Raw genomic sequence first — 26,541 nt, 5'->3', positions numbered from 1 at the left:
CGAGTGAGTACAACGATGTCGGGAGGATATAACATGAACTACACAGCACCAGAAAACAACGCGCTTTCCCCATCCATTCAGATTGAGCCGAAGATTTTGTATTTTGGCATGCCTGTCATTTTGGTGACGACTCTAAATGAAGATGGGACAACGAATATTAGCCCGCTTTCTTCTTCATGGGCGCTAGGGCACAACCTCGTTCTAGGAATGGGATTCGGAGGAAAATGTATAGAAAATGTGCAGCGCACGCCGCAGCTTGTCATTAATGTGCCCGACGCTTCCTTATGGAGGCAGGTGGAGAAGCTCGCCCCGCTGACAGGCAAACACCCTGTGCCAGATTATAAGGCTCAGTCCGGCTTCCGGTACGAACCGGACAAGTTCGCCGCCGCCGGGTTAACGCCTGTTCCTTCCGCTACTATATCGCCAGCGAGAATCGCAGAGTGCCCTCTCCAAATCGAATGCGAAGTGCGAAACGTGACGATCCCGGAATATGCTCCATTCTTCGCGATTGTCGAGACGCAGGCGATATCCATACACGCGCACCCCGGCATTATGGCCGGCGGCAACCACGTGGATCCGTCCAAATGGAATCCTCTCATTTATAACTTCCGCCATTACTTCGGGCTAAGCTCTGCACTCGGCCATACGTATCGGGCTGAAGTATAAGGAATAAGACGGCCTCAACAGCCGTCTTTTACTTACCCTTTTCATCTTATTTTTATTTTCTGTCTATCGCCTGTTCAGCATCTCCGTGGCGCACGATAGTCCCGTCCAGCCGCTGGATTGTCTGGGAATGCGCCCATCGCGGTGCTTCGCCGGCTAACTCTAAGCTTCCGCCAACCGAGATCTTCTACCCAACATTCGATTCGCTAATTCTAGGCTGCTTCCTCACCGCACCCTGCTTCTCCGCTAGCTTGGAACTTCTGCCGAACGCGTCCGATACTCTTCCGCTTTTTCCTTCAAGCCCGCTTCAATGGCCGCCTCATCCTCGAGTCCATGCTCACGCGCATACTCGCGAATATCCTGCGTAATGCGCATGCTGCAAAATTTCGGTCCGCACATGGAGCAAAAATGAGCCGATTTCGCCCCTTCCGCCGGAAGCGTCTCGTCGTGATATTCCATAGCCCGCTCCGGATCGAGCGACAGATTGAACTGGTCGCGCCAGCGGAACTCGAATCTCGCTTTGGACAGCGCATCATCACGCTTCTGCGCGCGCGGATGCCCCTTGGCCAGATCCGCGGCATGCGCCGCTATCTTATATGTGACGACACCTTCGCGCACATCGTTCTTATTCGGCAGCCCAAGGTGCTCCTTCGGCGTGACATAACAGAGCATCGACGTGCCGAACCAACCGATCATGGCCGCGCCGATAGCCGACGTAATATGATCATATCCCGGTGCAATATCCGTCGTTAGCGGTCCAAGCGTATAGAACGGTGCCTCTTTGCAAATTTCCATTTGAATGTCGACGTTCTCCTTAATCTTGTGCATCGGCACGTGGCCTGGCCCTTCAATCATCACCTGCACATCGTGCTTCCAGGCGATATTCGTCAGCTCGCCCAGCGTGCGCAGCTCGGCGAATTGCGCTTCATCGTTCGCATCGTATATACTGCCCGGCCGCAAGCCATCGCCCAAAGAGAACGACACATCGTACGCCTTCATAATTTCGCATATTTCCTCAAAGTGCGTGTACAAGAAATTCTCCTGATGATGTGCCAAGCACCAGGCCGCCATAATCGAGCCGCCACGGGAAACGATGCCGGTCATACGCTTGGCCGTCAGCGGAATATAACGCAGCAGCACGCCCGCATGAATCGTGAAGTAATCGACGCCCTGCTCCGCCTGCTCAATGAGCGTATCGCGATATATGTCCCATGACAGCTCCTCCGCTTGACCGCCCACCTTCTCCAACGCCTGATAAATCGGCACTGTTCCTACTGGCACCGGACTGTTGCGAATAATCCATTCCCGCGTCGTATGAATGTTTTTGCCGGTGGACAAATCCATTATCGTGTCGGCTCCCCAACGAATGGCCCACGTCATTTTCTCCACTTCCTCGTCAATGGAAGAAGCGACGGCGGAGTTGCCGATATTGGCGTTAATCTTCACGTGGAACTTACTGCCGATGAGCATCGGCTCGCATTCTGGATGATTGATGTTTGCGGGTAAAATCGCCCGCCCGCGCGCAATCTCATCCCGCACAAGTTCCGGCGACACGCCTTCGCGGATAGCGGCGAACTCCATCTCAGGGGTTATGATGCCGCGCCTTGCGTAATGCATTTGCGTCACGTTGCGGCCGGAGTGCGCCTGCAGCGGCTGACGTCCTGCCTGCGGGAAGATTTCGGCTCCTGCCACGTGAACTGCTTCAGGTGTCCGAAAGCCATTATCTTCCGGCTGCACATGTCGTCCGCTGTACGCATCGACATCGCCTCGTTCAAGCACCCAGGCATTGCGCAGCGGCGGCAAACCGCGGCGAATGTCTACCGAATACGCGGCGTCCGTGTACGGACCGCTCGTATCGTAGACGCGCAGCGGATCATGATGCTCTATACCGGTCGGCGTTTCTGTCGAAGCCAGCGTAATCTCCCGTTCCGGAACGAGCATATCGGGACGCGATCCTTGTGTGTACACTTTCCGGCTATTCGGAAACGGCGCGCATAACACGCGCGGCTCAGCTTGCGCTGAATGGGGATGTAACGTATGAGACATGACATGATTCCTCCTTGGAATGAACTGCTTACACCGTTCAAGCGCTGCCGGGAGTCCTTGCTAGTCATTTTCCAGCGGGCGTTAGTAGGCTGAGAAGCGGCTGGACAACAGCTTTGTCGTGGAGCCACGTCCCCTTGTCTGCAAATTGCAGCAGAATTGCATCCTGTCAGGTATAGTCGAAAAGCGTAAAAAGGAACCACGCATGAAGAGATTGCTTATGATGAAGGGATCAGCTCCTATACAAAGGGGCAGGTTGTACGTCATTAATAACATGAATTCCGTCATGCAGACGCAAAACAAGCCGGTCCCGAAAGGAACCGGCTTTCCTGTAGAATGAGTGTTGCGCAGGCAAGCTTTATATTAAAGCAAGCCTAAGCATCTCTGCTGTGCCGATTACTTCCCTACGCTGGTATAATCCAGATCAGGTGCAAAGGGTTTAAAGTCTTAATCGCGACCTTGTCTCAGCCCACGCTCAGGGCTCCCCTAGTAACGCTTATGTAAGTCATAATTGGCAATATTTCACTGCCACACCCTTACAATACAGGATTGCGTAAATTTTGGCAACGTATAATTCACTCCCCTGAGTAAAAGGGACTTTCGTAACAGCCTCTAAAACAGGCTTAATCCGATTGCCTGCCTCACAACGCAAGCTCACTTTAAAGCACGGAAGTAAGAGTTTACAAAAGCCCACGAAAAAGTGCACAGCACACCGCGCGCTTAAGCTTACTTCGATACCTTTCTCCTGTAACGGGGAGTTCCTCCGCCGAAGCCTACTTGCTGGATCAACCTGGCAGCGCATCGGGAGAGCATTCGTACACTTGTTCAAAGAAACGACTAGAACCCGGATGCAGCAAATCGTAGTAGTCCTGGAACAGTTGATCCGCTTCCTTGCCGAGCCAGACATCCGGCAGCAGCTCCTCAGGAAAATCGGGATCGATAAACAGGAACTTCCGGTACCTGTGGACCAGCTTGGTCTTCTCCACGAAGCAATAACCGTCCTGAACATCCTGCCCCTTCTCCGCCATGCTCAGCAATCTTTCATACCCCGGCATGTACTCGTTGATAAACTCCGCATAAGCGGCATTGATATCCTCGATGTTCCAGCATTTCTGCACCAACTGTCTGGGCGTGCTCCACGCGACATGGTCCGCTAGGAAAATTTCCACATGGTCGGTAATGTGGTGCGATTCCGAGATCTCCCTGACTTTGTCGGCAAGGTCGTTCGGGCTAATCCACGTGCTCGTCGTCAACATGCCGAAGCCGAGCCACGCCAGCTCTTTACGCAGCTGATCCCGCACGCCCCGCTGCTTTTCGGGAATGTTGTAGCTGGCAATGCACCACTTGCCGTTCCACTTGTCGGTCTCCTGCTTGTAAATGCGCGCAGCGGCCTCGTCCAGACGTCTCTTTCCGCGAGGAGACATCGAGTAATAGCTGCGGTTCCCTACTTTGCGCGATTCCAGCCACCCCTGGCGAAGCATGCGCGAGATGGCAGCCCGAACCGCCTGTTCGGTCAAGCCGAATTCCCCCATTAAACAGGTCAGGCTCCCGACCCAAATTTCACTGCCGTAATGCCGGACGTACTCGCCGTAAATGGTAAACAGCATGGATTGCGGCCTCACGTTCACCCACTCCTAGTTCGATTCATTCTATAATTGGCAAATGTTGCATCTTGTCAAATTGTATCACATAAGGCTGTGGAGTAAAACGCTTTGTGCCAGCGGTTTTGATAACCGAACGCCTTCAAGGCCGCACCTCTGTCGACCGTGACGCACTTGCTCACTAGCTGGTTTGATGTTTCCCCTGCTTCTCCTCCACTTTGCCCCGCAATTCCATGAAGCGCTGCGCCATTACCTTTTTATCAAAAATTGCTTGGGTAAACGACCCTTTCCCCACCAGATTGAATTCCGTCTCCGCTGTCACGTCGCAAATAACGCGCTTCGGCGCAACCTCGGCACAGACGGCGCGGAACATCACGACTTGCCCCACCAAGGCTGGACCGACGTGCTTGATGTCGAGGGCATACCCTGAGCCTTCTTCCCCCTCTTCCAGAAAAGGCACAATCATCTCGCGCCCCGCCTTCTCCATATAGTAGATCATCATGACCGTGGACATCACGTCGTGCACTACTTTTCCATCAAAAGCAGGACGCATGTCCGAAGTCACAGTCACGGCAAACGATATGGCGGCACCTGGATGCAAACCTGGCTTCATGTCTACTCCTCCTTATAGAGGTTGTTTAGAAGGCTCCTTTTTTAACACATACTTATAGGCGCCCCCGCTATACCCGCTCGATGATCGTGGCGATGCCTTGCCCTACGCCAATGCACATCGCGGCCAGCCCGTAGCGGGCATCTCTGCGTTCCATCTCGTACAGCAGGGTCGTCAGTATCCGGGCACCGCTGCAGCCGAGCGGATGGCCGAGCGCGATCGCCCCTCCGTTAACGTTCACCCGCTCGGGATCGATATTCAATTCGCGGACACTGGCAACGGCCTGTGCGGCAAACGCTTCATTGATTTCGAACAAGTCGATCTCCCCGATCGACAGTCCGGCCATCTTCAGCACCTTGCGTGCAGCCGGAACGGGGCCGATTCCCATTACGGCTGGATCAACACCCGCAGCCGCCGAAGCGACCACCCGCGCGCGCGGCCTCAGCCCGAGCGATCGGGCGGCCTCCTGCTCCATAATGAGCAGCGACGCGGCGCCGTCGTTAAGGCCGGATGAATTACCCGCCGTGACGGTCCCCCCTTGTTTGAAGGCCGGTTTCAGCTTCTGCAGCTGCTCCAGCGACGTCTCTGGGCGCGGGTGTTCATCCTGCTCGAACAACGAGACCTCGCCCTTGCGCCCGACGATTTCCACCGGAACGATTTCATCGGCAAATTTGCCTGCCGCATGGGCTCTGGCGTACTTCTGCTGACTGGCCAGCGCAAATTCGTCCTGCGCCTCCCTGCTGACACCGTACTGCTCCGCGACGTTTTCCGCCGTTTCACCCAAGCTGATCGGCGGGTAGACGGCTGCCAGCTTGTCGTTGGTCAGCCTCCACCCCAAGGTGGTGTCGTATATATGCTGATTGCCCCGTTGGAAAGCCGCTTCTGGCTTCATCATCACCAACGGGGCCCGCGTCATGCTCTCCGTTCCGCCGGCCACATAAGCGTGGCCGGCTCCCGCCATAATCGCATAGGCGCTCTGATTGACCGCCTCCATGCCGGAACCGCAGAGGCGGTTCACCGTTACACCGGGCACCTCCACCGGCAGCCCGGCCAACAGCACCGACATCCGGGCGACGTTGCGGCAATCCTCCCCCGCTTGGTTGGCGCAGCCGAAGATAACGCCGCTAATCTGCTCGGGATCTATCGGATTCCGCTCCATCAATCGGCGAATGACCACGGCGCCCAAGTCGTCGGCACGCACGTCTTTCAGCGCTCCCCCGTACCGGCCGATCGGCGTCCGCACAGCATCAATAATTACGGGCGTTCCCATATCGTTCCCCTCCATTATCGTAAGAATAGAAGCCTTGGCCGCTGCGGCGGCCGACCCGGCCCGCCAGCACCAGCTTGCGGAGCAGCGGAGCAGGCCGATAGCGTTCCTCCCCCAGATCGCGGTGCAGCCCGCGAATTACCGCCAGCACGTCATCCAGTCCGATGCGGTCGGCCCATTCGAGCGGTCCGTACGGATAGCTGGTTCCCAGCTTCATGGCGGTGTCGATATCCCCAGCGGTCGCAGTCCCTTCCATCAAGGCAAAGGCCGCTTCGTTCACGATTAAGGAAAGGATGCGAGGAAATACCAGCCCTACCTCGTCCTGAACGATTTCGACGTTTTTGCCGAGAGAACGGAACAAGACCTCGCTCTGGCGCAGCACATGATCTGCCGTCTGCAGAGCGGGCGCCACCTCGATGAGGTCCCGTTCGGCCAGCGGAGCAAGCGTGCCGAAGCCGCATACTCGCTCTGGCCGCTGGGTCCATGCGGCAATCTCGGTAGCCGTTATGGCAAGCGAGGTGGAAAAAATCGGAACCTCTGGGGCCAGCAGCCGTTCGAATTGCCGGATGTTGGCTTGTTTCTCCTCCAAATCATAATTGGTCGCTTCCACAGCACACCAAAACTGCTTTGGGGAGCCACTGTCCTCCGCTTCCGCCAAGGAGACGGCCAAATAGCCGCTTTGCTCCAGCAGCGCGCGCAGTTCCGCGTTCAAGGGGCTCCCGCCAGCCAACAACACCGCTTTAGTTGTCATATGGATAGAATCCCTCCCCTGTCTTTCTGCCTAAGCTCCCCGCCTGGACCATCCGCTGCTGGATGCGGCTCGGCTTGAAGCGGTTTTCGTGGAAAAAATGGGTGTAGACGGATTCCGTCGTAGCATAGTTGATATCGATTCCGATTAGATCCTGCAGTTCGAACGGACCCATCTTAAAGCCGCCAGCCTGCTTCATAATGCGGTCGATTTGCTCCACGTCGGCCGTCCGGTCGCCCAAGATGCGCAACGCCTCGTTATAGTAGGGGCGAGCCACGCGGTTCACGATGAAGCCGGGCGAATCTGCAGCCAGCACGGGCACCTTGCCGAGCTCCTTGGCGAACCGATAAGCGGCTGCCGTTGCCTCTCCTCCAGACCGGTGCCCACGGATCACTTCAACTAGAGGCATGACGGGCGCAGGGTTAAAAAAGTGAAAGCCAATGATGCGCTCGGGATGGGGCAAGCCCCCAGCAATCTCGGTAATCGAGAGGGATGACGTGTTGCTTAACAGCAGGACGTCGCTTCGGCACAAATCCGTCAAACGGGCAAAAATCGTCCGCTTTAGCTCCAACTTCTCAGGAACCGCCTCGATGACGATACTGCACGCGCCGAGCATAGTGATATCCTGAACAGGCTCGACGAGTTCGTACGTCTCCTGCTTCTGCTGTTCCGATATGTTCCCCTTCGCAACATCTTTGGTTAGTATGGAAGCGATATACGATTGCGCTTTATCCAGAACATCCTGCTTGATATCGTGCAAATAAACGCGGTGGCCCTGACGCGCACAGACGAGAGCAATGCCCGCTCCCATCGTGCCTGCGCCAACTACGCCAACTGGACAAGTAACAGTCATGAACTATACCCCCTTGAACTCGGGAGGCCGCTTCTCCAAAAAAGCTTGCATTCCTTCCCTGTGATCTTCCGTATTTCCTGCGATTTCCTGAGCGTACGCTTCATGCTCCAATGTCTGCGCCAGATTCATATCCAGCCCTTTGTACATCGTCCGCTTGATGAGCCCGATGGCGCGCGTCGGCAGCGCTGCCAGCTTAACCGCCAACCGCTCGGCTTCATCAGCGAACTGTTCCGCTGCGCATACGCGATTGGCCAGACCGATGCGATACGCTTCTTCCGCTGATACGCGGTCTCCGGTCATGGCCAGCTCCAACGCCTTGCCCAAGCCGACGAGACGAGGCAGAAAATAACAGCCGCCAGAGTCGGGAACGAGTCCGATGTTGACGAACGCATTCACAAAATATGCCTTCTCCGACACGATGCGAAGGTCGCAAGCCAGCGCGACGCTCACTCCCGCGCCTGCTGCCACGCCGTTGACAGCGGCGATGATCGGCTTTTCCGTGTTGCGGAGCTGCATAATCAGCGGATTGTAACGTTCACGCAGCACATCCCCATGGTTCGGCTCTGCGCCTTGTGCATCCGCGCCCTGCACGTCGCCCAAGTCCTGTCCTGCGTTGAACGCCTTGCCGGCCCCCGTAAGGACGATGCAGCGGATCTCCTCATCTTTTCCTGCTTTCTTCAGCGCAGCAGTCATCTCCGCAATCATCTGCCCGGTGAACGCATTGTACTTATCTGGCCGGTTCATCGTCATGCGGGCCACGCCGCCGGATACTTCGTACAGAATCGTCTCGTACATCGTTCTAACCTCCTACTTGCCTCTGAATTGGGGAGTTCGTTTTTCCAGAAAAGCCTTCATGCCTTCCTTCTGATCGTCGCTGGCGAACAGCAGATGGAAACAATGGCGCTCGTAATCCAGCCCTTCGGCCAGTGGATGGTCCTGCGCCTTGCGCACCGCCTGCTTAATCAAGCGGACGGAAAGCGGCGGCTGGGCGGCAATGCGCTGAGCCAGCTTCAACGCTTCCCGGAAGTACATTTCGACCGGCGCCACCTTGTTGATCAAGCCGCAGCGAAGCGCTTCTTCCGCTGTCATCGTGTCCCCGGTCAAGAGCAGCTCCATCGCCTTGCGCAAGCCTACCGCCTTGGTCAACCGCTGCGTCCCGCCAGCGCCGGGCATCACGCCCAGCTTAATCTCCGGCTGGCCGATTCGCGCCGTATCCGAAGCGACGACCAGATCGCAGCTCATCATCAGCTCGCAGCCGCCGCCGAGCACATACCCGCTCACTGCAGCGATGATCGGCTTCGTAATGCCATCGATGCGATCCCAGACGGCAAATTGCCGCTTCAGCAGCATCGAAATGGCCGACTCGTCGGCCATTTCCTTAATGTCGGCCCCGGCGGCAAAGGCTTGCTCGCTGCCGGTAAGCACAATCGCCTTGACGCTATCGTCTTGCTCCATCCGCTCCAACTCGGTGACGAGTTCAAGCATGAGCTCACGATTCAACGCATTGAGCACATGCGGACGGTTTAGAGTGAGAATCCCTACCTCACCTTCGGACGACAGATTGATATAACGGCTTGTCATCCCGCTTCCACTCCTTTACCTTCTTGGACGGCCGCTGTCTGGTTGCGATTGTCTACGATACGGACCGCTTTTCCCTCGCTGCGGGCGATAGTGTTCGGCTCGTTCACATGCAGCACGACTGAGACGCCGAGCGAGCATTTAATCGCCTTCCCCATCTCTTTTACCAGTTCGGCCACATCGCTGCTTTCCTGAATTCCGCCGATCCGGTTCTGGAATTCGGGCGTAATTTCACAATGAACTTCAAAGCGGTCAAGGGCGTTGTCGCGTTCAATGACCACTTGATAATGGGGAGCAAGCTGATTGAAGGTCAGCAGCACCGCTTCCAGCTCGGTCGGAAAGACGTTGACCCCGCGAATGATCAGCATGTCGTCCACTCTGCCTTTAATTCGCGACATCCGCATTGTCGTGCGGCCGCACTTGCAATTGCCGGGGTTGAGCGACGCAATGTCGCCCGTTCGGTAACGGATGACCGGAAATGCCTCTTTCGTCAGCGAAGTGAACACCAGCTCTCCTTCTTGCCCGAGCGGCAGCGCTTCGCCCGTCTCCCGGTCGATGACCTCCGCCAAAAAGTGATCTTCGGCGATATGCAAGCCGTCCTGCGCCTCACAGCATTCGATCGCGACGCCTGGGCCGAGCACTTCGCTCAAGCCATAGATGTCAAGCGCCTTGATGCCGAGCGCTTCCTCCAAATGGCCGCGCATTTCCTCCGACCATGGCTCCGCTCCGAAAATCCCATACTCTACGCTCGTCGCGCGTGTATTGATGCCTTGCTTCTTCATTTCTTCGACGAGGTTCAAGACATAAGACGGCGTGCCCGACAGTCCGCGCGGTTTGAAATCCTGGATGAGCGTAATTTGCCGGGGCGTATTCCCTCCGGACACGGGCACTGCCACCGCGCCCAGATGCTCAATGCCGTAGTGCAGGCCAAGTCCCCCCGTAAACAAACCATAGCCATAAGCGTTATGAAAGATGTCCCCGGGTCTGCCGCCCGCGCAGCAAATCGCGCGCGCGACAATTTCGGCCCAGGCTTCAATGTCCCGTTTCGTATAACCCACGACAACCGGCTTGCCTTTCGTACCGGATGATCCGTGTATCCGCACCAAGTCCTTCATCTCTGCCGCGAACAAACCGAACGGATAATGTTCGTGAAGATCGGGCTTCCGCATGAACGGCAGACGCCGGAGGTCCTCCAGAGAATGAATGTCCTCCGGTGCAAGGCCAGCACGATCCAACGCCGCACGATGAAAGGGCACATTGTCATACGCCCGCTTGATTGTACGCCGGAGTCTTTCCAATTGAAGCGCTTGCATCCGCTCACGCGGCATCGTTTCCATTTCGACATTGAATATCAAACGCTTTCCCTCCTACTCCCCACGGAAGACAGGCTTTCGCTTCTCCGCAAAAGCAGACAGGGCCTCCGTCCGATCCTTCGTTGGGATCATCAATTCATATGCCTGTGCCTCAAGCTCCAAGCCGGTATGCAGATCAACGCTGCCACCCCGATCAATCGCATATTTCGCCTGATAGACAGCAAGCGGCGCGTTAGCGATAATCTCGTCCGCCAATGCCAGCGCCATCTGACGCAGCCGTTCCGTATCCTCCGCCACCCCGCCCAGAAGCCCAAGCTGAAGCGCTTCCGGGGCGGTAATTTTGCGGGCGGTCAGAATCAGCTCTTTCGCTCTCGCCGGGCCGATGAGCCGCGGCAGCCGCTGCGTTCCGCCCGCACCGGGAATGATGCCCAGGCTCACCTCGGTGAGGCCCATGCGTGCATCCTGGACGGCATAGCGAAAGTCGCACGCAAGCGCCAGCTCAAAGCCGCCGCCGAAGGCATACCCGTTCACTGCCGCGATCGTCGGCTGAGGAAGCTGCTCCACGGCGGTGAACACGTTGCGGATCGCGCGCACGTTGCGACGCACCTGCTGGTCATTCAGCGTGCGCCGCTCCTTCAGATCGGCCCCCGCGCTGAACGCTCGGCCTGCTCCCGTGACGATGACGGTGCGAATGTGTTGCGGGTTCTGCCGGATTTCCTCAACAATCTCGCCCAGACGTACCAATGCCGCATAATTGAACGCGTTCAGTTCATCGGGCCGGTTCAGCGTAATGATCGCCACCTGGCCGTGTTGTTCCAGCTTGATTATTGATTGCTCCATAGGTTCCATATGCTCCATGCCCAATTGTCCTTCCGCTATCCGTATTGTCGCCGCTTACTCCCGCGCGTTCGGCCGAACGCGCGCATAAGTCCCTGAGGCAAACGCGACGAGCTTGCCGTCACAGGTAATTCGGGCGTCCGTCACAATTAGCTTGCCTCCGCGTTTCAACACCTTGGACTCCGCGACGAGCAGTTCCCCTGTTGCCGGGGACAAATAATTGATTTTGCTTTCCACGGTCACACACTGCTGCACCCCGTCTACCGGGGGTGCAGCAGCATGACCCATGGCGGCGTCAGCCAATGCGTTGGTGACGCCGCCATGAACGACGCCTTCGATACTGTTATGGAACTCGGGCCGAATTTTCAGCTGTAGAATGCAACCATCGTCATTCAGCTGCATGACTACTATCCCGAGTAGATCATTAAATCGGTTGCGATTAGGCGAACGGCTCACTCATGAACCTCCGCCATATGCATCGACACAACCTTGCCGGCAAATCCCATCAGATCCTTCCCCGATGCCCGGCCTTCTGCGGACGACAGCGCCGCCTTCAAGGCTTCCTTCGATTCAAAATACATCTCCGCAACCAGGTGCAGATCGCTTTCGCCTCCCGGCGAACCGTAGATTTTGCCCACTTCCATTTTCACAAGGCCGGGCATCTTGGCCGCGAGCGGCGCATGTGTGTTGAAATAATGTTGATCAAAAGCCTCCATATCTTCCGGCTTGCGATAAATAGCTATCAATTTGACCATTGTCATTTCCTCCCTCATAACTCGAAATATTTTAAATGCCGAACGAAACGAACTTCGTCTCCAAGAACGCTTCCAGCCCATGGCGGCCGCCCTCGCGTCCAATTCCGCTTTCTTTCCATCCGCCGAACGGCGCTTGGGTCTGGGTCGGGGAACCGTCGTTAATCCCGACGATGCCGTATTCCAGCTCTTCGGCCATCCGGAAGCAGCGGCTGTTATTCTGTGTATACACATATGCTGCCAATCCATATGTCGTATCGTTGGCCATGCCAATGACGGCGGCTTCGTCTGTAAACGGCATGATTGGCACGACCGGACCGAACGTTTCTTCGTTGGCAATATCCATCTCCTTGGTTACATCTGCGATAACGGTCGGTTCGCAGTAGAAGCCTTTGCCGTATTCGCCCTCGGTCAGCCGCTGGCCGCCGAACACGACCCGCCCGCCTTTGTCTTCGGCGTCCCGGATGTGGCGCAGCACCTTATCGAGCGCACGTTGGTTGATAAGCGGCCCGATTTCCGTATCCTTGCTGCGTCCGTCGCCTACCTTCGCCTTTTTCAGCCGCTCGATCAGCTTCCCGCTGAAGGCCTCCGCTACCGACTCGTGCACGTACAGGCGGTTCGTGCAGATGCACATCTGTCCGGAGTTGCGGAATTTGCTCTCGAATAATCCCGCGACGGCCGCGTCCAGATCCGCATCATCGAACACGATGAACGGCGCGTGCCCGCCCAATTCAAGGCTGACCCGCTGGACGTGCTTGGCCGCTCCCTCCATCAACAGCTTGCCGACGCGCGTTGAGCCGGTAAAGGCGATTTTGCGCACTTTGGGGTTGTCAGTCATTTCCTGCCCGACAGACTCCGGATTGCCGATAACCAGATTGGCGACTCCCTTCGGGAAGCCGGCTTGCTCAATCAATTCGAACAGCCGAATCGCGCTGAGCGGCGTGCTCTCCGCAGGCTTCAAGACGACGGTGCAGCCCGCTGCCAATGCTGGCGCAATCTTCCGGGCCACCATGTTGACCGGGAAATTCCACGGGGTGATGGCACCCACGACGCCGACAGGCTGACGGTTGACCATGATCCGCTTGTTAGGCACCGATGACGGGATCGTTTCGCCATATACGCGCTTCGCTTCTTCCGCATACCACATGAAGTTGTCGGCTGCCCCAAGCACCTCGCCCTTGGCTTCCCGCAGCGGCTTGCCCATTTCGGCCGAAATGATGCCCGCCAGCTCGTCGCGGTGGCTGCGAACCAACTCGTACAGATTGTACAGATATTTCGAGCGCTCGCGTGCGGTCAAGTGCGACCAGTCTTTGAATGCTTGATGCGCCGCTTCAATGGCGTTCTTGGCATCTCTCGCATCGCCGTAGCTGACGGTCCCTGCTTCCTCGCCCGTTGCCGGGTTGATGACGCGAAGCGTGCCGCCGCCCTCCGCCTGCACCCACTCTCCGTTGACGAACATCGACTTCACTTGCACTGTTTGTATGCTTTTTTCCATGATACCCTTCCCTCCCGATTATCCCTGGCGTACATAGACGCTTAGATTGATTTCAACGCTTCAAACGGATTTTTGCATTGCTTGCAATATAAGATGCTGCGGCAAGCCGCAGGCCCGAATAAATTGTCCAGCCGCGTGTAAGGGGAATCGCAGTAAGGACAGCGCACTTCCCAAGGATCGCCCGGCTGACATCCGCGCGGCGGCGGAACGATGCCGAATGAACGCAGCTTCTCCCTGCCTTCGTCGCTAATACGGTCGGATGTCCATGCAGGCTGCAGCACGAAGCTGACCTGCACCTCGCGCACGCCCGCGACCGGACGCAGCTTCTCGTTAATGCTGTTCTTCATGATGTCCAAGGCTGGACAGCCGACGAACGTAGGCAGCACTTCGACGGCAACGACGCCGTTCTCGGCGGTCGCCTTGTGGATCATCCCCATCTCGATCATGCTGATGACGGGAATCTCCGGATCTTTGACCTCCTGCAGCAGCTGCCAGATCAGCTCCTCCTGCAGCACCGGCGTATCATGCACCAATGGAACTCCCCCCCTTTACCAGCTGGCAGCCGGGTCCAGCCGGTATACCTCCGACAAGGTGCTGACGGCCTGTGCCAGATCGTCCGTATGCTGCCCTTCGCGCCCCTTCTGCACGGGAACGCCCCAATCCCCCGGCCAATCGATCCCATTCGACGCGAACATGTTCCGCGTCGCATTCATCCACCGCTGTGATATATCGTCCTCGCCCGCGATCAGACCGAAGCCAACGATTGACGCCGACGCTCTGCCGAGCAAGAACAACTCGCCGATGTCGCTCCATACCTGCTCCAATGCCGCATTCAATCTGGCACGCGCACCGTCCGTGCTGCTCGCCAGCCGCTTGAACCACATGTGCCAATACCGTACATGATAGTGATGCTCGCGCTGCATTTTCCCCGCAGCCTGCGCCAACGGAACATAAGTAGAATACGCCAATGCCTCCAGCCGGATCTGCTTGAAAACACCATACAGACTGTAGCGGGCAATCGCATACGCCCAGTCATAATGCGGCTGGTCCGCATAATCGCCCGTTCCGTTGGGACGCTCGATGAGAATCGCGTTGCGGAACGCATCCGGGCTCCTCATGTGCGCCAGATCATCCGCCTTGCCGGCTCCAAGTTCCTCCAGCATCTCGTACAGCATCGCCGCATGCCCCATCATGTCCTGTGACATCGACGAGAATGCGACATCCTCTTCGATGTGGGGGGCCAGCCCTAACCACTCCGCCCCCCGGTAGGCCAAAATATAATCGTCATCTGCCGCCTGAAACAACAATTCCTGCAAAGCCCGCACATATTCCGGGTTCCGCCTGGCCTCTTCAGCCGTCTCCACATATGAATGTTCGGACATGTCAGCCCCCTTTCTGCGTGAAAGCCGCTTTGCTCTCATACGCCTCTTTGTGACGGCGCCACTTGGCCTGCACATCGCCGTAGCCCTTAGTCTCGCGATAGCTCTTGTTGTCCAGACGCTCCAGGCTTGTGCGCTCTTCCGGGGTCAGTCCATGAATATCTTCACGGTTCACGACCCAAATATTGATGCAGGGCTCGCGGCGCATAAAGTTCTCCCGCGCCATCAGCAGCGCCGCCTCATGGTTGGGCGCCAGCAAGCTGAACTGGTGCACGAAGCCTGAAGCCGGATTTTTCTGGCTGAACACCTCGTAGACGGTAAACTGGTCCTCGTGTGCGCTGTTCATAACCTTCCTCCTGCCATATGTTCTGCGCGCGGTGCCGCCAACATCGCGTCACGCACCCATTTTGCCTCTTCGTATGACGTCTTCCGCAGCCGCAGCCGCTGCGCCGAGCACGGTCCGTTGCCCCGTACAATCTGCACGAACCGATCCCAATCGGGCTGCTGGTAATGCCAGACGCCCTCTGCTTCGTCATAACGGATCGTGTCATCCGGAAGAGTCAAGCCAAGGTGGTAAATACGATGCACATATTTATGGAAAAATACCTGCCGCAGCTCTTCATTCGTCTGCGATCGAATCTTGTAGCGCATGTTCAGAAGCTGATTGCTTGATACGGTGCCGCCTTCCGGCGGGCCGAAAAACATCAGCAAGGACGGCCACCAGCGGGTCACGGCGTCCTGCAGCATTTGCCGCTGTGCCGGAGTCCCTTCGGCCAGTTCCAGCACAATGCTCTCTCCGTGCTGGGCATGGAACTTCTCCTCCGCGCAGATGCGCTGGAGCGCGCGGGCATACGGCGCGTAGGACGTTTCCAGCGACATCGTCTGGGTGATGATCGCCGCTCCGTCCACGAGCCAGGCAATGACGCCGGCATCTGCCCACGTAGGAGCCTCCATATGGAAAACGTTGTGGAATTTCAACCTTCCCGAGAACAGATCCTGCAGCAGATCGTCGCGGTTTTTGCCAAGCGGCGCGAGCAGGTCCTCCACGACACGCAGCAGCAGCTGCCCGTGCCCCATTTCATCCTGCACCTTGGCCATAATCGCCAGCTTGCGGCGCAGGGTCGGCGCCTTTGGCACCCATTCCTTCTCGGGGAGCGCCCCCATAATTTCGCTCACGCCGTGCATCGATATGAGCTTGATTAACTGGTTGCGGTAATCGTCAGGCATCCAATCGTCAGCCTCAATTTTGTCACCCCGATCAATCCGCTCCAGAAATTTCGCCAATCGCTCGTTGTCCAGCGCTCTATCCGGGTCCGTTCGATTACTCATGCTCCAGCCTCCTTTCATTAACGATGTGTATGGCATGCCCCAAGGCGGCAGCAGCCGCTTCCAGCCAGCCTTCGCTAAGCGTCGGGTGCGGATGCACTGTAAGGGCCACGTCTTCCGCCTTGGCTGCCAATTCGAGCGCCAACGCGCCTTGGCTGATTAGGTTGGCGGCATCCGCCCCTACCGCATGCATTCCCAGCAACAGGTGGGAGTCTGCATCGACGACCACTTCGGCGAAGCCGTCCGTCTTCCCGGCAGCAAGCGCATATCCGTTGGCGCGGAACGGGAATCGCCCTGTCTTCACCTTCATCCCCTGCCGTTCGGCCTCCTCGCGTGTGAGCCCGACCCCGGCAATCTGGGGATCGGAGAAGATGACGTACGGAACATACGGCGAATCCACAGCGCTTGGCAGCCCGCCGATAACCTCTGCGGCGACCGTGCCCTGCTTCGCGGCGCGATGGGCCAGAGCGGGACCAGGCGTAATGTCGCCAATCGCAAAAATATGGCTCACATTGGTACGGCACTCCGCATCTACCTCCACATAGCCGCGTTCATCCACGGTGACTCCCGCCTGGCTTAGGCCGATCGCCTCCGTATTCGGAACGCGCCCGATCGTCACCAACACCTTGTCGCTGACGATGACTTCCTCCCCATGCTGCTGCGAGTCCACGTGCAGCTCGACGCGGTCGTCATGCGCGACGGCAGTCCGCACTGTCGCCGACGTCTTGATGGTCATGCCCAGCTTACGGGCGCGCCTCTTCACCTCCTCGACGAGGCTGACGTCTACGAGCGGTAGAATTCGTTCCTCTCGCTCGATGAGCGTAACCTTGCAGCCCAGCTTGGCGAATGCCATACCCAATTCAATGCCGATGTAGCCGCTGCCGACAATCGCCAGACTGCCGGGCAGTTGGACCTCATCCAACGCATCCGTCGAGGTCAGGATGCGCGGCTCACCCGCTTTCGCGAACGAAGGGATGTGCGGCCGCGAACCGGTTGCGACGATTGCCTGCCGGAACTTATAAGTTTCAAAGCCGGACTCCGATTCCACCCCGATGCGATCGGCAGACAGGAAGACGGCGCTGCCCTTCACGACCGTTACGCCGTTGGCGGCGCACAATTGCTCGACCCCGCCGCGCAGCCGGCGGACTATGCCGGATTTCCAATCCTGCCAGACTGTTAAATCGAAGGTGAGCGCATCCGCTTCCGTCCGAATTCCCATCTTGGCCGCTGATTTCGCGTCATAGAGCAGACCGGCTGCATGAATCAACGCTTTGGACGGAATGCATCCCGAGTTGAGGCAGACACCGCCTAGCTCCTCTTTTTCCACCAACACGACGGATTTCCCCAGCTGTCCCAGCCTAATGGCCGCTGAATAGCCGCCCGGTCCTCCGCCAATGACGACGACATCCGTTTCTACTGCAATTTCGCCGACTACCATCTATACCATCTCCGCCCATAGCAAGTCTGGATGCTCAAGCAGCCGCTTCATGCGATTGGTAAAACGGATCGCGTCCGCGCCGTCGATCAGTCGGTGGTCGAACGACAGCGCCATATTCATCATCAGCCGAATGACGCCTTCCCCGTTGCGCACGACCATGCGCGGCTCCATCTTGTGCAGCGCCAGAATGGCCGCTTCCGGATGGTTAATAATCGGGGTGGCCAGCAAGCTCCCGATCGGTCCGACGTTGCTAATCGTAAAGGTGCCGCCCGTAATCTGCTCAAGCCTCAGCTTTCCTTCCCGTGCCTGCAACGTCAAGCAGGCGATTTCTTCCGCCAATTGAAAGATCGTCTTCCGGTCGGCATGCCGGATAACGGGGACGAACAGGCCGTCTGGCGTATCGGTCGCAATTCCGATATGGTAGTAGCGCTTCAATACGATTTCCTTGCTCCCGTCGTCAAGCGAAGCATTAAAGGCCGGGAATTCCTTGAGGGCGATGACCAGCGCCTTGATAAAAAACGGCAAGTACGTCAATTTCACCTGCCGCTCGGCCGCAATTCCTTGCAGTCGTTCCCGCAGCGCTTGCAGCGCATCGGCTTCCAGCTCATCCACCTGCGTGACGTGGGGGATGATTGTCACTGCTTTGACCAGCCGTTCTGCAATTTTTAGGCGCACGCCCCGCAGCGGAATTCGCTCTTCGGCACAGAGCGGCGGCGCTTCGCCCTCGATCCGGGAGGCGGATACCGATTTCACTTGTGGCCGGGATAGCTGGAGCGCTTGTAGAGCGACGTCTCCGACAGAGCCGTCTTGACCCGCAACAGTTGCTCCAGATGCCACGAACGTCAATTCGTCCTCTTCCCGGGTGTCTATATAACGCTTCAGATCCTCTTCGGTTATGCGGCCGTCCGCTCCAGCAGCCGCCACCTGTTCAATGTCGATCTTGAGTTGCCGCGCGAGCTGGCGGACATAAGGCGCAGCCCGGGCCCGCCTTGGCGGGTCGACGGGAGCAATGCGTGGTTCAGCTGGCGATGGCGCAGCAGGCGGCGACGTAGCGGCAGCTTGCTCCGCTTCCCCTATCCCGCCGAGGGTCACCCTCCCTTCTTCGTCAAGGAGAAATAAGATATCGCCCACTTCGACCTTATCCCCTTCGGCAAACATCAGCTTACGAACCACTCCCCTTGCCGGAGCGGTCAATTCGGCGTTCACTTTATCCGTCAGCACCTCGACAATCGGCTGGTCGCAGTTGACCCGTTCGCCTTCCTTAATCAACCATTTGCCGATTTCCCCTTCGTGAATGCCTTCTCCCACATCAGGGAGCTTAAACTCCATCATTCGCGTTCTTCCTCCTCTACAACGGTCAGAACTGGATCGTATCTGCGATTCCATGCCTCACCCGCTCTACCGTCGGAACGTAGAAGTCTTCGAGCGAAAACTGCGGAACCGGCACGTCGAATCCGGTAATTCGCTTTACCGGAGCCCGTAGATACATGAGTGCCTCGTCATTGATTAGCGAGATAATTTCTGCGCCGACACCGGCCGTCTTGTGCGCTTCGTGGACAATGAGGGCGCGGCCCGTCTTCTTGACGGATTCGGCAATCGTGTCCCGATCCAGCGGATAAAGCGAGCGGAGGTCGAGCACTTCGCATGACCAGCCCTTCTCCTGCTCCATCTGCTGGGCGGCCGCGAGCGCCACACGCATCATGGCTCCCCACGAAATAATCGTCACATCGCTGCCTTCCTGAACGATGCTGGCTTTGCCCAATGGAACGCGGTACATCTCCTCCGGCACCTCCGCTTTGAATGCGCGGTAGATCTGGGCCGGCTCGAGGAAAATGACCGGGTCGGGATCCTCAATCGCGCTGATTAACAAGCCTTTAGCATCATAGGGATTGCTCGGCACGACCACCTTGAGCCCGGGCGTATGGACAAAAAACGCTTCAACGCTCTCCGAATGCAGCTCCGGACCGCGGATCCCCGCTCCGTAAGGCGTGCGTATGACCATGGGGACGTTGAACTGCCCCCGGGTTCGATAGCGCATCCGCGCCGCATGGGAAATAATTTGTTCAAAGCCGGGATAAATAAAGGCCAAAAATTGAATTTCGACTACAGGGACCAAGCCGTTCAGCGCAAACCCGATAGCCGAACCGATAATTCCGGCTTCAGCCAGCGGCGTATCGACAACCCGATCTTCGCCGTACTTGCCGAACAGTCCGTCGGTCGCCCGGAATACGCCGCCGTTGACGCCGATGTCTTCCCCCATCAGGATGACGCGCCCATCATCGGCCAGCTTCTGGTCCAGCGCTTCGGTTACCGCTTGCAATATCGTCATGCTGCGACTCATGGTTCACCTTCCCTTTCCGCGCACAGGCCGCTCTGTTCCCGCTGCTCGGCAACGGGCCAAGGCGTCTCGGCGCACACATGCTTGAACATGTCTGCGGGCTGGGACTTGGGATAGCTCTCCGCCTCGGCGACCGCATCCTCGATCAGGCCGGTGACCCGCTCCAGCAGTTGTTCCTCGTCCTTCTCGCTCCATAGCCCCCGCTTCTGAAGATACAGCTGCAGCCGCTGCACGGGATCGCGCTGTTCCCGCCATTCCGCGGCAAGCCGCGCCTGATCGCGGTATTTCCTCGGATCGTCGCTCGTCGTATGCGCCCCGTAGCGGAACGTAACCGCCTCGATCAGAGTCGGCCCGCCGCCGCTCAAGCCCCGCTCAATCGCTTCACGGACCGTCAGCCATACGGCAAATATATCGTTGCCATCTACCCGAACCCCTGCCATATCGTAAGCGGCCGCGCGCTGGGCAATCGTCCGGGAAGCGGATTGGGCGTGAAATGGCACGCTAATCGCATATCCGTTGTTCTGGCAGAAGAAGACGGTTGCCGCTTGGTATACTCCGGCAAAATTCAAGGCCTCATGGAAGTCGCCCTCTGAGGTCGCCCCCTCGCCAAAATAAGCGATGCTTGCCTGCTTCTCCCTCTTCAGCTTGGCGGCCCAGGACGTTCCTACGGCATGCGTCAGCTGGGTGGCAATCGGGACGCACGGCGGCATGATTTTCCGGCCTTCCGGACTGACGGAGCCTTCCATATGCCCCATCCAATACAGGAGGACACGGCTGAGCGACTGCCCATGCGTAATCGCGGCGGCGTGATCGCGGTAGCTGGGGAACAGCCAATCTTCAGGAGACAGCGCCATCGCGCTGCCCACTTGCGAAGCCTCCTGCCCTTCATATGGAGCATAGGTGCCCATCCTGCCTTGTCTTTGCAGGTTGACTGCCTTCCGATCGAACATCCGCACCAGCACCATGTTTTCGTACATTTTCACCATCAGAGCCTCGTCAATTTCCCCCTCGATTCCATGGCGAAGCTCCCCATCCGGCGTCAGCACCTGGTACGGCTCAAGCAGCCCGCGCGGCTTGTCATGCTTCATCGCCATTTCTTCCATTTCCTCGATAAGCGGGGTCAGCGAATGCCCCTGACTATGAATCATTCCCATCGCTCCTTTCAGCTTTCCGTTCATCTAACCCAAGAGTAAGCGGTCATCCGCTACACCTTTCAACAGTGCAAACTTCTTCAGCAAATCTTCAATAGTCAAATGCTTCTTCTCCTCTTCCGGCACATCCAGAATAATCTGGCCGGCGTCCATCATAATTAAGCGGTTGCCCAGTTCGATGGCCTGCTGCATGTTGTGGGTGACCATTAGCGTGGTAAACTTGGAGCGCTCCACCACTTCCCTGGTCAGCGCCGTAATCAGCTGCGCCCGCGCCGGATCAAGCGCTGCCGTATGTTCATCCAGCAGCAGTACTTTCGGCTGCGTGAACGTCGCCATCAGCAGGCTGAGCGCCTGCCGTTCGCCGCCGGACAGCAGGCCCGCCTTCGCCGTCAGCCGGTGTTCCAGCCCAAGATGAAGCGATGCCAAATATTCACGGAACAGCTCCTTGCGCTTCTTGTCCACGCCCCTGTGCAAGGTGCGCCTCCTATCGCGGGAGAACGCCACCGCCAAATTCTCTTCGATCGTCATCGTCGGCGCCGTTCCTGCCATCGGGTCTTGGAACACGCGCCCGATCTTCCGCGCACGCTCGTATTCGGACAGGCCGGTCACCATTTCGCCGTCGATTTCGATCGTTCCGCAGTCCGGCGCCATTCCCCCGGAGATGATGTTCATCAGCGTGGACTTGCCAGCTCCGTTGGAGCCGATGATCGTGACGAAGTCGCCGGGATGAAGTGTCAGATTGATCTCTTGCAGAGCTATTTTTTCGCTCGCCGTCCTACGGTTGAACACTTTGCGGATCCCGTTAAGTTTCAGCATGGCTCTCCCCCCTTGCTCCTTGTCCGGCCGCCGCAAGCGGCTCCTCCTTCGGCGTCCGCACCCGTCTGTCTTTCCACGTATCGATCATCCGTGACGACACGAGCGCAATCACCACAATAATGGCGGTCAGCAGCTTTAAATCATTCGGATTGAGCCCGATACGGAGCGCGAACATAATAATTAAGCGATAGACGATTGCGCCGCCGATAACGGCGAAGGTCGCCCGCCGAATCGAGGAATGACCAAAGATTGCTTCGCCCATAATGACTGAAGCCAATCCGATAATGATGATCCCGATTCCCATCGAGATGTCCGCAAACTCTTGATACTGCGCAATCAAGGCGCCTGACAACGCTACCAAACCGTTGGAGAGGCTCAGCCCGATAATCTTCATGTTGTCGGTGTTCGCGGAGAAGCTGCGGATCATCTTCGTATTGTCGCCGGTCGCACGGATGGCCAAGCCGATTTCCGTATCGAGAAACCAGTCGATTGCCCATTTGATTAATAGAACGGACACTCCAACGGCCGCCAGAATCGAGAGCGGTTGCAGACTGGAGAGGAAGGATGAGATTTCCGTAAACAACGTGTCCTCGCCCAATAGCGGCGTGTTGGCCTTCCCCATAATCCGCAAGTTGATCGAATACAAAGCAATCATCGAAATAATCCCGGACAGCAGCGTATTGATTTTGCCCTTCGTATGAAGCAGCCCGGTCACGCTGCCTGCCACGCATCCCGCCAGCAACGCGCCCAACGTCGCGAGCAGAGGGGAATATCCATTGGTAATCAGGACCGCCGCTACGGCTCCGCCGGTGGCAAAGCTGCCATCGACGGTCAAGTCGGGAAAATCTAAAATTCGAAACGTTAAGTAAACGCCCAGGGCCATCAACGCGTAAATGACCCCTGCTTCAACAGAACCCGTTAGCGCATACAGCACGATAGCATCCTCCTAAAAATGGAACGATTTATTGCTTCGATTTATTTTTCTATCAGGATTGCACCTTGCTTCATGTCCTCCGTCAACGTAATTCCTTGTTCCTCCGCTGCTTTGGGATTAATCATGAGATCGAGCTGTTCGGAGAAACGGACAGGGATTTGGGCTGGTGATGCGCCCTTCAGCACCTCTACTGCCATCTTGCCCGTTGTGTATCCCAAATCGTAGTACTGGAATCCCACTGATGCGAAAGCGCCCTGTCCGACGGATTCGCTACTCTCGCAGAACAACGGGATATCCTTGTCGTTCGCCACCGATACGACCGAGCTCAAAGCCGAAATCACGGTATTGTCCGAAGGCAGATAGATGATATCCGCACGGCCCACCAACGAATCGGCAGCCTGCTTCACTTCCGAGCTGTTCGTAACCGTTGCTTCAACGGTTTCCAGCCCTCCGCCTTGCAGCACCTGCTTGACGTTGGCGATGTTGACGACGGAATTCTGTTCCCCGGAGTTGTATATCACCCCTACTTTTTTAGCATCGGGGAAAAATCTCTTCATCGTTTCCATCGTCTTCTTAATCGCTTCCGGGTTCGTGTCCCGCGTGCCCGTCACATTCCCTCCTGGCTCTTCCAGACTCTTGACCAATTTTGATGCGATCGGATCGGTAACGGCCGTGAATAGGACCGGAATGTCTTTCGTCGCTTTTGCAGCCGCCAGCGCAGTTGGCGTGGCAATCGCCAGAATGAGATCGTTCTTGTCTCCGACGAGCTTCTGTGCAATGGTCATGTTGTTGTTCATGTCTCCCTGAGCATTGTGCATATCCACTTGCAAATTGTCGTTTTCTTTGTACCCGGCATCTTTCAGCGCCTGCAGAAAGCCCGTTCTCGCCGCATCCAGCGAAGGATGCTCCGCAAACTGCGCGATACCGATTTTGACTACTTTCTTCCCGTCGTTTTCGTCGTTTTGCTTGCCTGTTGCCGCAGGCTCGTTAGACCCGCATGCAGCCAACAGCAGCAAAGAACAGACGGCGAGAATAGAAAAAAGTTGTTTCATCCAAGCTCGCTCCTTTACCATTTAAATTGTAATTGTTTGCGCTTTCAAAGTAATTAATTAACAAAATCGTATCGGCGAGTTGTCTGAGTGGAAAGAAAATCTTGCAGTCATCTGTGCAGGAAGTTCCGCTTGCTCGAACTCAAATGATTGTCGGAATGAAGGCAGGATCGCTCTGGCTGATTCGTTCATTTGAACAATGGTTCATAATTGTATACGCTTTCTTTGCTGTGAAAGCTGTACCCTTTGCAGGTTGTAGACATGATGTGGGTAGGTTGCATAAAAGATTTGGAAATCGTGCAGATATCGTGATGGAGTGCGTAACACGGATTCGGTGTTGGTCATGAGGATGGTCAGTGAAATTATACTACGTTTTTTTGATAGTGCGTTATTTTAACGTTATAATATCACGGAGTCATAAACAGTGTCAATATTTAGACACATTTTAAATTTAAAATGTGATGAAAGTTATAGACATTAACTTCCACCCCGATCGTTTCACGGCATTTCGAGCTTTCACGCAAATGATTCTCTGCATATCAGTATTTCTACTTGGGCTTTTATACGATGTTACAACTTGACTTCCATCAGGTTCAACAATATGAAATCTGCCGTTATCTACTCTAATAACCCATCTTCCGTCTTCTTGTGTTAGAACATGGGCCTGTCAGACTGGAAGAGATGCATTGCATCCGAGCCTTTTCTTCATTCTCCCCTTCCTTCAGAAGGCGGCACACCAATGTTCGACTCTGGGTTCACTTCCATCAGGAGGCGTCACGCCCATGAACGACTCTATATTCACTGCAATCAGGATCGACCCATCAGGAAATAATATCATTCACGCATCGGCAGTACCCTAATCCCCGTCCCCCCTCCTGACAGTATGGGAGAGTGTTGCTAAAGGCCATTGTACGAAAGACTGTCAACCTGTTCTCGTTTGAAAGGAAGAGGTTGCTGCTGCTATTCTGAATAAAGGGGAGAGTGAAGCAAGGGATGGAACTGTCATACTTATCGCCGAGAGCATCACCTATCCCGATTTGTTATAAATTCCACATGACCGTACTACCAGACTCTTAAGTAGAGTAGTGATGACCGATTACAATAAAACGCCCCCGCGCAGCTTCTCTGCCGCACGGGGGCGTTCGCGTGACTGCGGCCGATACAGTCGTCGCCGGGCCACAAGCAATCTATCCTTTTTCCCTACTCTTGCTATACTGTGCCATTGCTGCTTCCTTGAGCCGACGGCACGCCCCTGACATCCAAAACGGTACGAATCGGGTAATTGCGGAATACGATGGATCCAAGCCATCCCGCAGCTGCTCCAGCAAGGGCACACAAGGCAGCCGCGATCGTCACCGGGAGCGGATCGTTGAAGCCGTACATGACCATCAAGCCGGCAATCGGCGTCGCTGTGCCTGTCGCGTTGTTGATCAGTCCGAATAGAGACACGACGACTCCTGCCGCGGCCCCGCCTATAAAGTTGGTTATATATACGGGGATCGGGTTGGCGGAAATGATATCCGCCTGCGTAAGCGGCTCAATCGCTACCGCTATCGTCGTTCGGCGGTCACCGAACTTCATCCGGTGAAAGAAGACAAGGTTCATGAAGGACGAGCCCATCACTGCCAGTGCCCCAATCGCCATCGGCAGCCCCGTCAAGCCGAGCATTGCCGTCAGCGCCATCGAGCTGAGCGGAGCCGTAGCGACAACCGTAATGACCCCTCCCAATATAACGCCCATCACTATCGGGTTGTCCGTTGCCGTGGCCGCAATAATGCTGCCGATATTCAATAGGGTCATATCAACGAGCGGACTTATCAGCACCGCAACTCCTCTTGCGAGCGGAGCCGCAATGACAATGCAGGCAATCAAATCGAGGCCGGCTGGCACCTTTTTCTCGAACCGCGTCACAATGAATGAGACAAGATAGCCTGCGATGAAGCCCGGCAGCAAGCCAAGTCCGGCGCACGCCACTCCCAGCATCATGGCATATACCGGAGATACGCCCATCGCAAGCGCGACAAGAGCCGCGGCAGCAACGCCGCCCATGCCGCCTGCAGCGACGCCCACATCTTTCAAAAATCCGATCTGCAGCATATCGCCGCCAACATAACTGTGAAACGCTTCGACGAGAAAGCTCGCCACGGCTGCACTGGCCAATGCCCCCATCGCTTTCATACCGTTCGGAGCCTTGAAACTGAACAAACTGAACAAGGATAATACAAGCAACAACAGTGCCGTTCCCTGAATAATCTGCATGAAATCTCTCCCCCGTTAGTTTTCAATTGGCCCATTTTTATTTTGCGCATAAGTTGAAAACGTTGCAATTCCATTGTATCAAGGCCCTTTC

At 56.5% G+C, this 26,541-nt stretch carries 26 protein-coding genes and 1 riboswitch; of the genes, 1 reads left to right on the top strand and 25 read right to left on the bottom strand.

Annotated elements, in window-relative coordinates:
- Positions 1-33: 33 nt before the first annotated feature.
- A complete protein-coding gene (locus tag M3650_RS23830) occupies positions 34-666 on the top strand; it encodes a flavin reductase family protein (protein ID WP_251578410.1) in 633 nt (210 codons plus the stop codon).
- Between the two features lie 243 nt (positions 667-909).
- Here M3650_RS23830 and thiC read toward each other — a convergent pair whose 3' ends face one another.
- The 25 genes from thiC to M3650_RS23705 all read right to left on the bottom strand — a co-directional run bounded on the left by thiC (position 910) and on the right by M3650_RS23705 (position 26,450).
- A complete protein-coding gene (gene thiC, locus M3650_RS23825; protein ID WP_251578408.1) occupies positions 910-2,709 on the bottom strand; it encodes a phosphomethylpyrimidine synthase ThiC in 1,800 nt (599 codons plus the stop codon).
- 381 nt (positions 2,710-3,090) lie between these two features.
- A riboswitch (TPP riboswitch) is annotated at positions 3,091-3,204 on the bottom strand.
- 287 nt (positions 3,205-3,491) lie between these two features.
- Positions 3,492-4,328, bottom strand: a complete 837-nt coding sequence (gene paaX / locus M3650_RS23820; RefSeq protein WP_019421038.1) for a phenylacetic acid degradation operon negative regulatory protein PaaX — start codon at positions 4,326-4,328, stop codon at positions 3,492-3,494.
- Between the two features lie 160 nt (positions 4,329-4,488).
- Positions 4,489-4,920, bottom strand: a complete 432-nt coding sequence (locus tag M3650_RS23815; protein ID WP_251578406.1) for a thioesterase family protein — start codon at positions 4,918-4,920, stop codon at positions 4,489-4,491.
- 67 nt (positions 4,921-4,987) lie between these two features.
- Positions 4,988-6,187 (bottom strand): thiolase family protein, encoded by a 1,200-nt coding sequence (locus tag M3650_RS23810; RefSeq protein WP_251578403.1) that lies wholly within the window; start codon positions 6,185-6,187, stop codon positions 4,988-4,990.
- The gene (locus tag M3650_RS23805) at positions 6,165-6,935 is read right to left on the bottom strand and encodes a 3-hydroxyacyl-CoA dehydrogenase family protein (protein ID WP_251578401.1); all 771 of its coding nucleotides are present in this window, start codon (positions 6,933-6,935) and stop codon (positions 6,165-6,167) included. The genes M3650_RS23810 and M3650_RS23805 overlap by 23 nt, the downstream gene beginning before the upstream one ends.
- Positions 6,925-7,785 carry a 3-hydroxyacyl-CoA dehydrogenase NAD-binding domain-containing protein gene (locus M3650_RS23800; RefSeq protein WP_251578399.1) on the bottom strand — a complete coding sequence of 287 codons (861 nt, stop codon included), beginning with the start codon at positions 7,783-7,785 and terminating at the stop codon, positions 6,925-6,927. Before M3650_RS23800 ends, M3650_RS23805 begins: the two co-directional genes overlap by 11 nt.
- Positions 7,786-7,788: 3 nt before the next feature.
- Positions 7,789-8,580, bottom strand: coding sequence for an enoyl-CoA hydratase-related protein (locus M3650_RS23795; protein WP_019421033.1), 792 nt, complete (start codon positions 8,578-8,580; stop codon positions 7,789-7,791).
- 12 nt (positions 8,581-8,592) lie between these two features.
- On the bottom strand, positions 8,593-9,366 hold the full coding sequence (locus M3650_RS23790; RefSeq protein ID WP_251578397.1) for an enoyl-CoA hydratase-related protein: 774 nt from the start codon (positions 9,364-9,366) through the stop codon (positions 8,593-8,595).
- Positions 9,363-10,718: a phenylacetate--CoA ligase family protein gene (locus M3650_RS23785; protein ID WP_251578395.1), complete on the bottom strand. Its 1,356-nt coding sequence runs from the start codon at positions 10,716-10,718 to the stop codon at positions 9,363-9,365. The genes M3650_RS23790 and M3650_RS23785 overlap by 4 nt, the downstream gene beginning before the upstream one ends.
- A gap of 12 nt (positions 10,719-10,730) precedes the next feature.
- Entirely contained in the window at positions 10,731-11,516 is a 786-nt protein-coding gene (locus M3650_RS23780) for an enoyl-CoA hydratase-related protein (protein ID WP_251578524.1), read from the bottom strand.
- 54 nt (positions 11,517-11,570) lie between these two features.
- Positions 11,571-11,969: a PaaI family thioesterase gene (locus tag M3650_RS23775; protein WP_251578393.1), complete on the bottom strand. Its 399-nt coding sequence runs from the start codon at positions 11,967-11,969 to the stop codon at positions 11,571-11,573.
- Positions 11,966-12,268, bottom strand: a complete 303-nt coding sequence (locus tag M3650_RS23770; protein ID WP_019421028.1) for an EthD family reductase — start codon at positions 12,266-12,268, stop codon at positions 11,966-11,968. The genes M3650_RS23775 and M3650_RS23770 overlap by 4 nt, the downstream gene beginning before the upstream one ends.
- Positions 12,269-12,299: 31 nt before the next feature.
- Positions 12,300-13,760, bottom strand: a complete 1,461-nt coding sequence (locus tag M3650_RS23765; RefSeq protein ID WP_251578391.1) for an NAD-dependent succinate-semialdehyde dehydrogenase — start codon at positions 13,758-13,760, stop codon at positions 12,300-12,302.
- 41 nt (positions 13,761-13,801) lie between these two features.
- Positions 13,802-14,293, bottom strand: a complete 492-nt coding sequence (gene paaD, locus M3650_RS23760; protein ID WP_233695895.1) for a 1,2-phenylacetyl-CoA epoxidase subunit PaaD — start codon at positions 14,291-14,293, stop codon at positions 13,802-13,804.
- Positions 14,294-14,308: 15 nt separating this feature from the next.
- Positions 14,309-15,142 (bottom strand): 1,2-phenylacetyl-CoA epoxidase subunit PaaC, encoded by an 834-nt coding sequence (paaC, locus tag M3650_RS23755; RefSeq protein WP_251578389.1) that lies wholly within the window; start codon positions 15,140-15,142, stop codon positions 14,309-14,311.
- Position 15,143: 1 nt separating this feature from the next.
- On the bottom strand, positions 15,144-15,485 hold the full coding sequence (gene paaB / locus M3650_RS23750; protein ID WP_019421024.1) for a 1,2-phenylacetyl-CoA epoxidase subunit PaaB: 342 nt from the start codon (positions 15,483-15,485) through the stop codon (positions 15,144-15,146).
- Positions 15,482-16,468 (bottom strand): 1,2-phenylacetyl-CoA epoxidase subunit PaaA, encoded by a 987-nt coding sequence (paaA, locus tag M3650_RS23745; protein ID WP_019421023.1) that lies wholly within the window; start codon positions 16,466-16,468, stop codon positions 15,482-15,484. The genes paaB and paaA overlap by 4 nt, the downstream gene beginning before the upstream one ends.
- Complete coding sequence (lpdA, locus tag M3650_RS23740) at positions 16,461-17,903, bottom strand: dihydrolipoyl dehydrogenase (RefSeq protein ID WP_251578388.1); 1,443 nt, start codon at positions 17,901-17,903, stop codon at positions 16,461-16,463. Before lpdA ends, paaA begins: the two co-directional genes overlap by 8 nt.
- Positions 17,904-19,235 (bottom strand): dihydrolipoamide acetyltransferase family protein, encoded by a 1,332-nt coding sequence (locus tag M3650_RS23735; protein ID WP_251578386.1) that lies wholly within the window; start codon positions 19,233-19,235, stop codon positions 17,904-17,906.
- 25 nt (positions 19,236-19,260) lie between these two features.
- Positions 19,261-20,244 carry an alpha-ketoacid dehydrogenase subunit beta gene (locus tag M3650_RS23730; protein WP_251578384.1) on the bottom strand — a complete coding sequence of 328 codons (984 nt, stop codon included), beginning with the start codon at positions 20,242-20,244 and terminating at the stop codon, positions 19,261-19,263.
- Positions 20,241-21,344, bottom strand: coding sequence for a pyruvate dehydrogenase (acetyl-transferring) E1 component subunit alpha (pdhA, locus tag M3650_RS23725; protein ID WP_483311785.1), 1,104 nt, complete (start codon positions 21,342-21,344; stop codon positions 20,241-20,243). The genes M3650_RS23730 and pdhA overlap by 4 nt, the downstream gene beginning before the upstream one ends.
- A gap of 75 nt (positions 21,345-21,419) precedes the next feature.
- Positions 21,420-22,208, bottom strand: a complete 789-nt coding sequence (locus M3650_RS23720; protein WP_026011019.1) for an ABC transporter ATP-binding protein — start codon at positions 22,206-22,208, stop codon at positions 21,420-21,422.
- The gene (locus M3650_RS23715; protein WP_251578382.1) at positions 22,195-23,142 is read right to left on the bottom strand and encodes an ABC transporter permease; all 948 of its coding nucleotides are present in this window, start codon (positions 23,140-23,142) and stop codon (positions 22,195-22,197) included. The genes M3650_RS23720 and M3650_RS23715 overlap by 14 nt, the downstream gene beginning before the upstream one ends.
- 41 nt (positions 23,143-23,183) lie before the next feature.
- Positions 23,184-24,194 carry an ABC transporter substrate-binding protein gene (locus M3650_RS23710; RefSeq protein WP_251578379.1) on the bottom strand — a complete coding sequence of 337 codons (1,011 nt, stop codon included), beginning with the start codon at positions 24,192-24,194 and terminating at the stop codon, positions 23,184-23,186.
- 1,206 nt (positions 24,195-25,400) lie between these two features.
- Positions 25,401-26,450, bottom strand: a complete 1,050-nt coding sequence (locus M3650_RS23705) for a PTS sugar transporter subunit IIC (protein WP_251578377.1) — start codon at positions 26,448-26,450, stop codon at positions 25,401-25,403.
- Positions 26,451-26,541: the final 91 nt, after the last annotated feature.

The organism is Paenibacillus sp. MER TA 81-3 (assembly GCF_023713585.1).
Lineage (GTDB): Bacteria > Bacillota > Bacilli > Paenibacillales > Paenibacillaceae > Paenibacillus_B > Paenibacillus_B profundus.
The sequence above is the reverse complement of the archived record's forward strand: the minus strand, read 5'-3'. Positions and strand labels throughout refer to the sequence as shown.

Coding starts and splice junctions, on each gene's coding strand:
- M3650_RS23830 (WP_251578410.1), top strand. CDS start 34: ATGAACTACACAGCACCAGAAAACAACGCGCTTTCCCCATCCATTCAG.
- thiC (WP_251578408.1), bottom strand. CDS start 2,709: ATGTCTCATACGTTACATCCCCATTCAGCGCAAGCTGAGCCGCGCGTG.
- M3650_RS23815 (WP_251578406.1), bottom strand. CDS start 4,920: ATGAAGCCAGGTTTGCATCCAGGTGCCGCCATATCGTTTGCCGTGACT.
- M3650_RS23810 (WP_251578403.1), bottom strand. CDS start 6,187: ATGGGAACGCCCGTAATTATTGATGCTGTGCGGACGCCGATCGGCCGG.
- M3650_RS23805 (WP_251578401.1), bottom strand. CDS start 6,935: ATGACAACTAAAGCGGTGTTGTTGGCTGGCGGGAGCCCCTTGAACGCG.
- M3650_RS23800 (WP_251578399.1), bottom strand. CDS start 7,785: ATGACTGTTACTTGTCCAGTTGGCGTAGTTGGCGCAGGCACGATGGGA.
- M3650_RS23795 (WP_019421033.1), bottom strand. CDS start 8,580: ATGTACGAGACGATTCTGTACGAAGTATCCGGCGGCGTGGCCCGCATG.
- M3650_RS23790 (WP_251578397.1), bottom strand. CDS start 9,366: ATGACAAGCCGTTATATCAATCTGTCGTCCGAAGGTGAGGTAGGGATT.
- M3650_RS23780 (WP_251578524.1), bottom strand. CDS start 11,516: ATGGAGCAATCAATAATCAAGCTGGAACAACACGGCCAGGTGGCGATC.
- M3650_RS23770 (WP_019421028.1), bottom strand. CDS start 12,268: ATGGTCAAATTGATAGCTATTTATCGCAAGCCGGAAGATATGGAGGCT.
- M3650_RS23765 (WP_251578391.1), bottom strand. CDS start 13,760: ATGGAAAAAAGCATACAAACAGTGCAAGTGAAGTCGATGTTCGTCAAC.
- paaC (WP_251578389.1), bottom strand. CDS start 15,142: ATGTCCGAACATTCATATGTGGAGACGGCTGAAGAGGCCAGGCGGAAC.
- paaB (WP_019421024.1), bottom strand. CDS start 15,485: ATGAACAGCGCACACGAGGACCAGTTTACCGTCTACGAGGTGTTCAGC.
- paaA (WP_019421023.1), bottom strand. CDS start 16,468: ATGAGTAATCGAACGGACCCGGATAGAGCGCTGGACAACGAGCGATTG.
- lpdA (WP_251578388.1), bottom strand. CDS start 17,903: ATGGTAGTCGGCGAAATTGCAGTAGAAACGGATGTCGTCGTCATTGGC.
- M3650_RS23735 (WP_251578386.1), bottom strand. CDS start 19,235: ATGATGGAGTTTAAGCTCCCTGATGTGGGAGAAGGCATTCACGAAGGG.
- M3650_RS23730 (WP_251578384.1), bottom strand. CDS start 20,244: ATGAGTCGCAGCATGACGATATTGCAAGCGGTAACCGAAGCGCTGGAC.
- pdhA (WP_483311785.1), bottom strand. CDS start 21,344: ATGGAAGAAATGGCGATGAAGCATGACAAGCCGCGCGGGCTGCTTGAG.
- M3650_RS23720 (WP_026011019.1), bottom strand. CDS start 22,208: ATGCTGAAACTTAACGGGATCCGCAAAGTGTTCAACCGTAGGACGGCG.
- M3650_RS23710 (WP_251578379.1), bottom strand. CDS start 24,194: ATGAAACAACTTTTTTCTATTCTCGCCGTCTGTTCTTTGCTGCTGTTG.
- M3650_RS23705 (WP_251578377.1), bottom strand. CDS start 26,450: ATGCAGATTATTCAGGGAACGGCACTGTTGTTGCTTGTATTATCCTTG.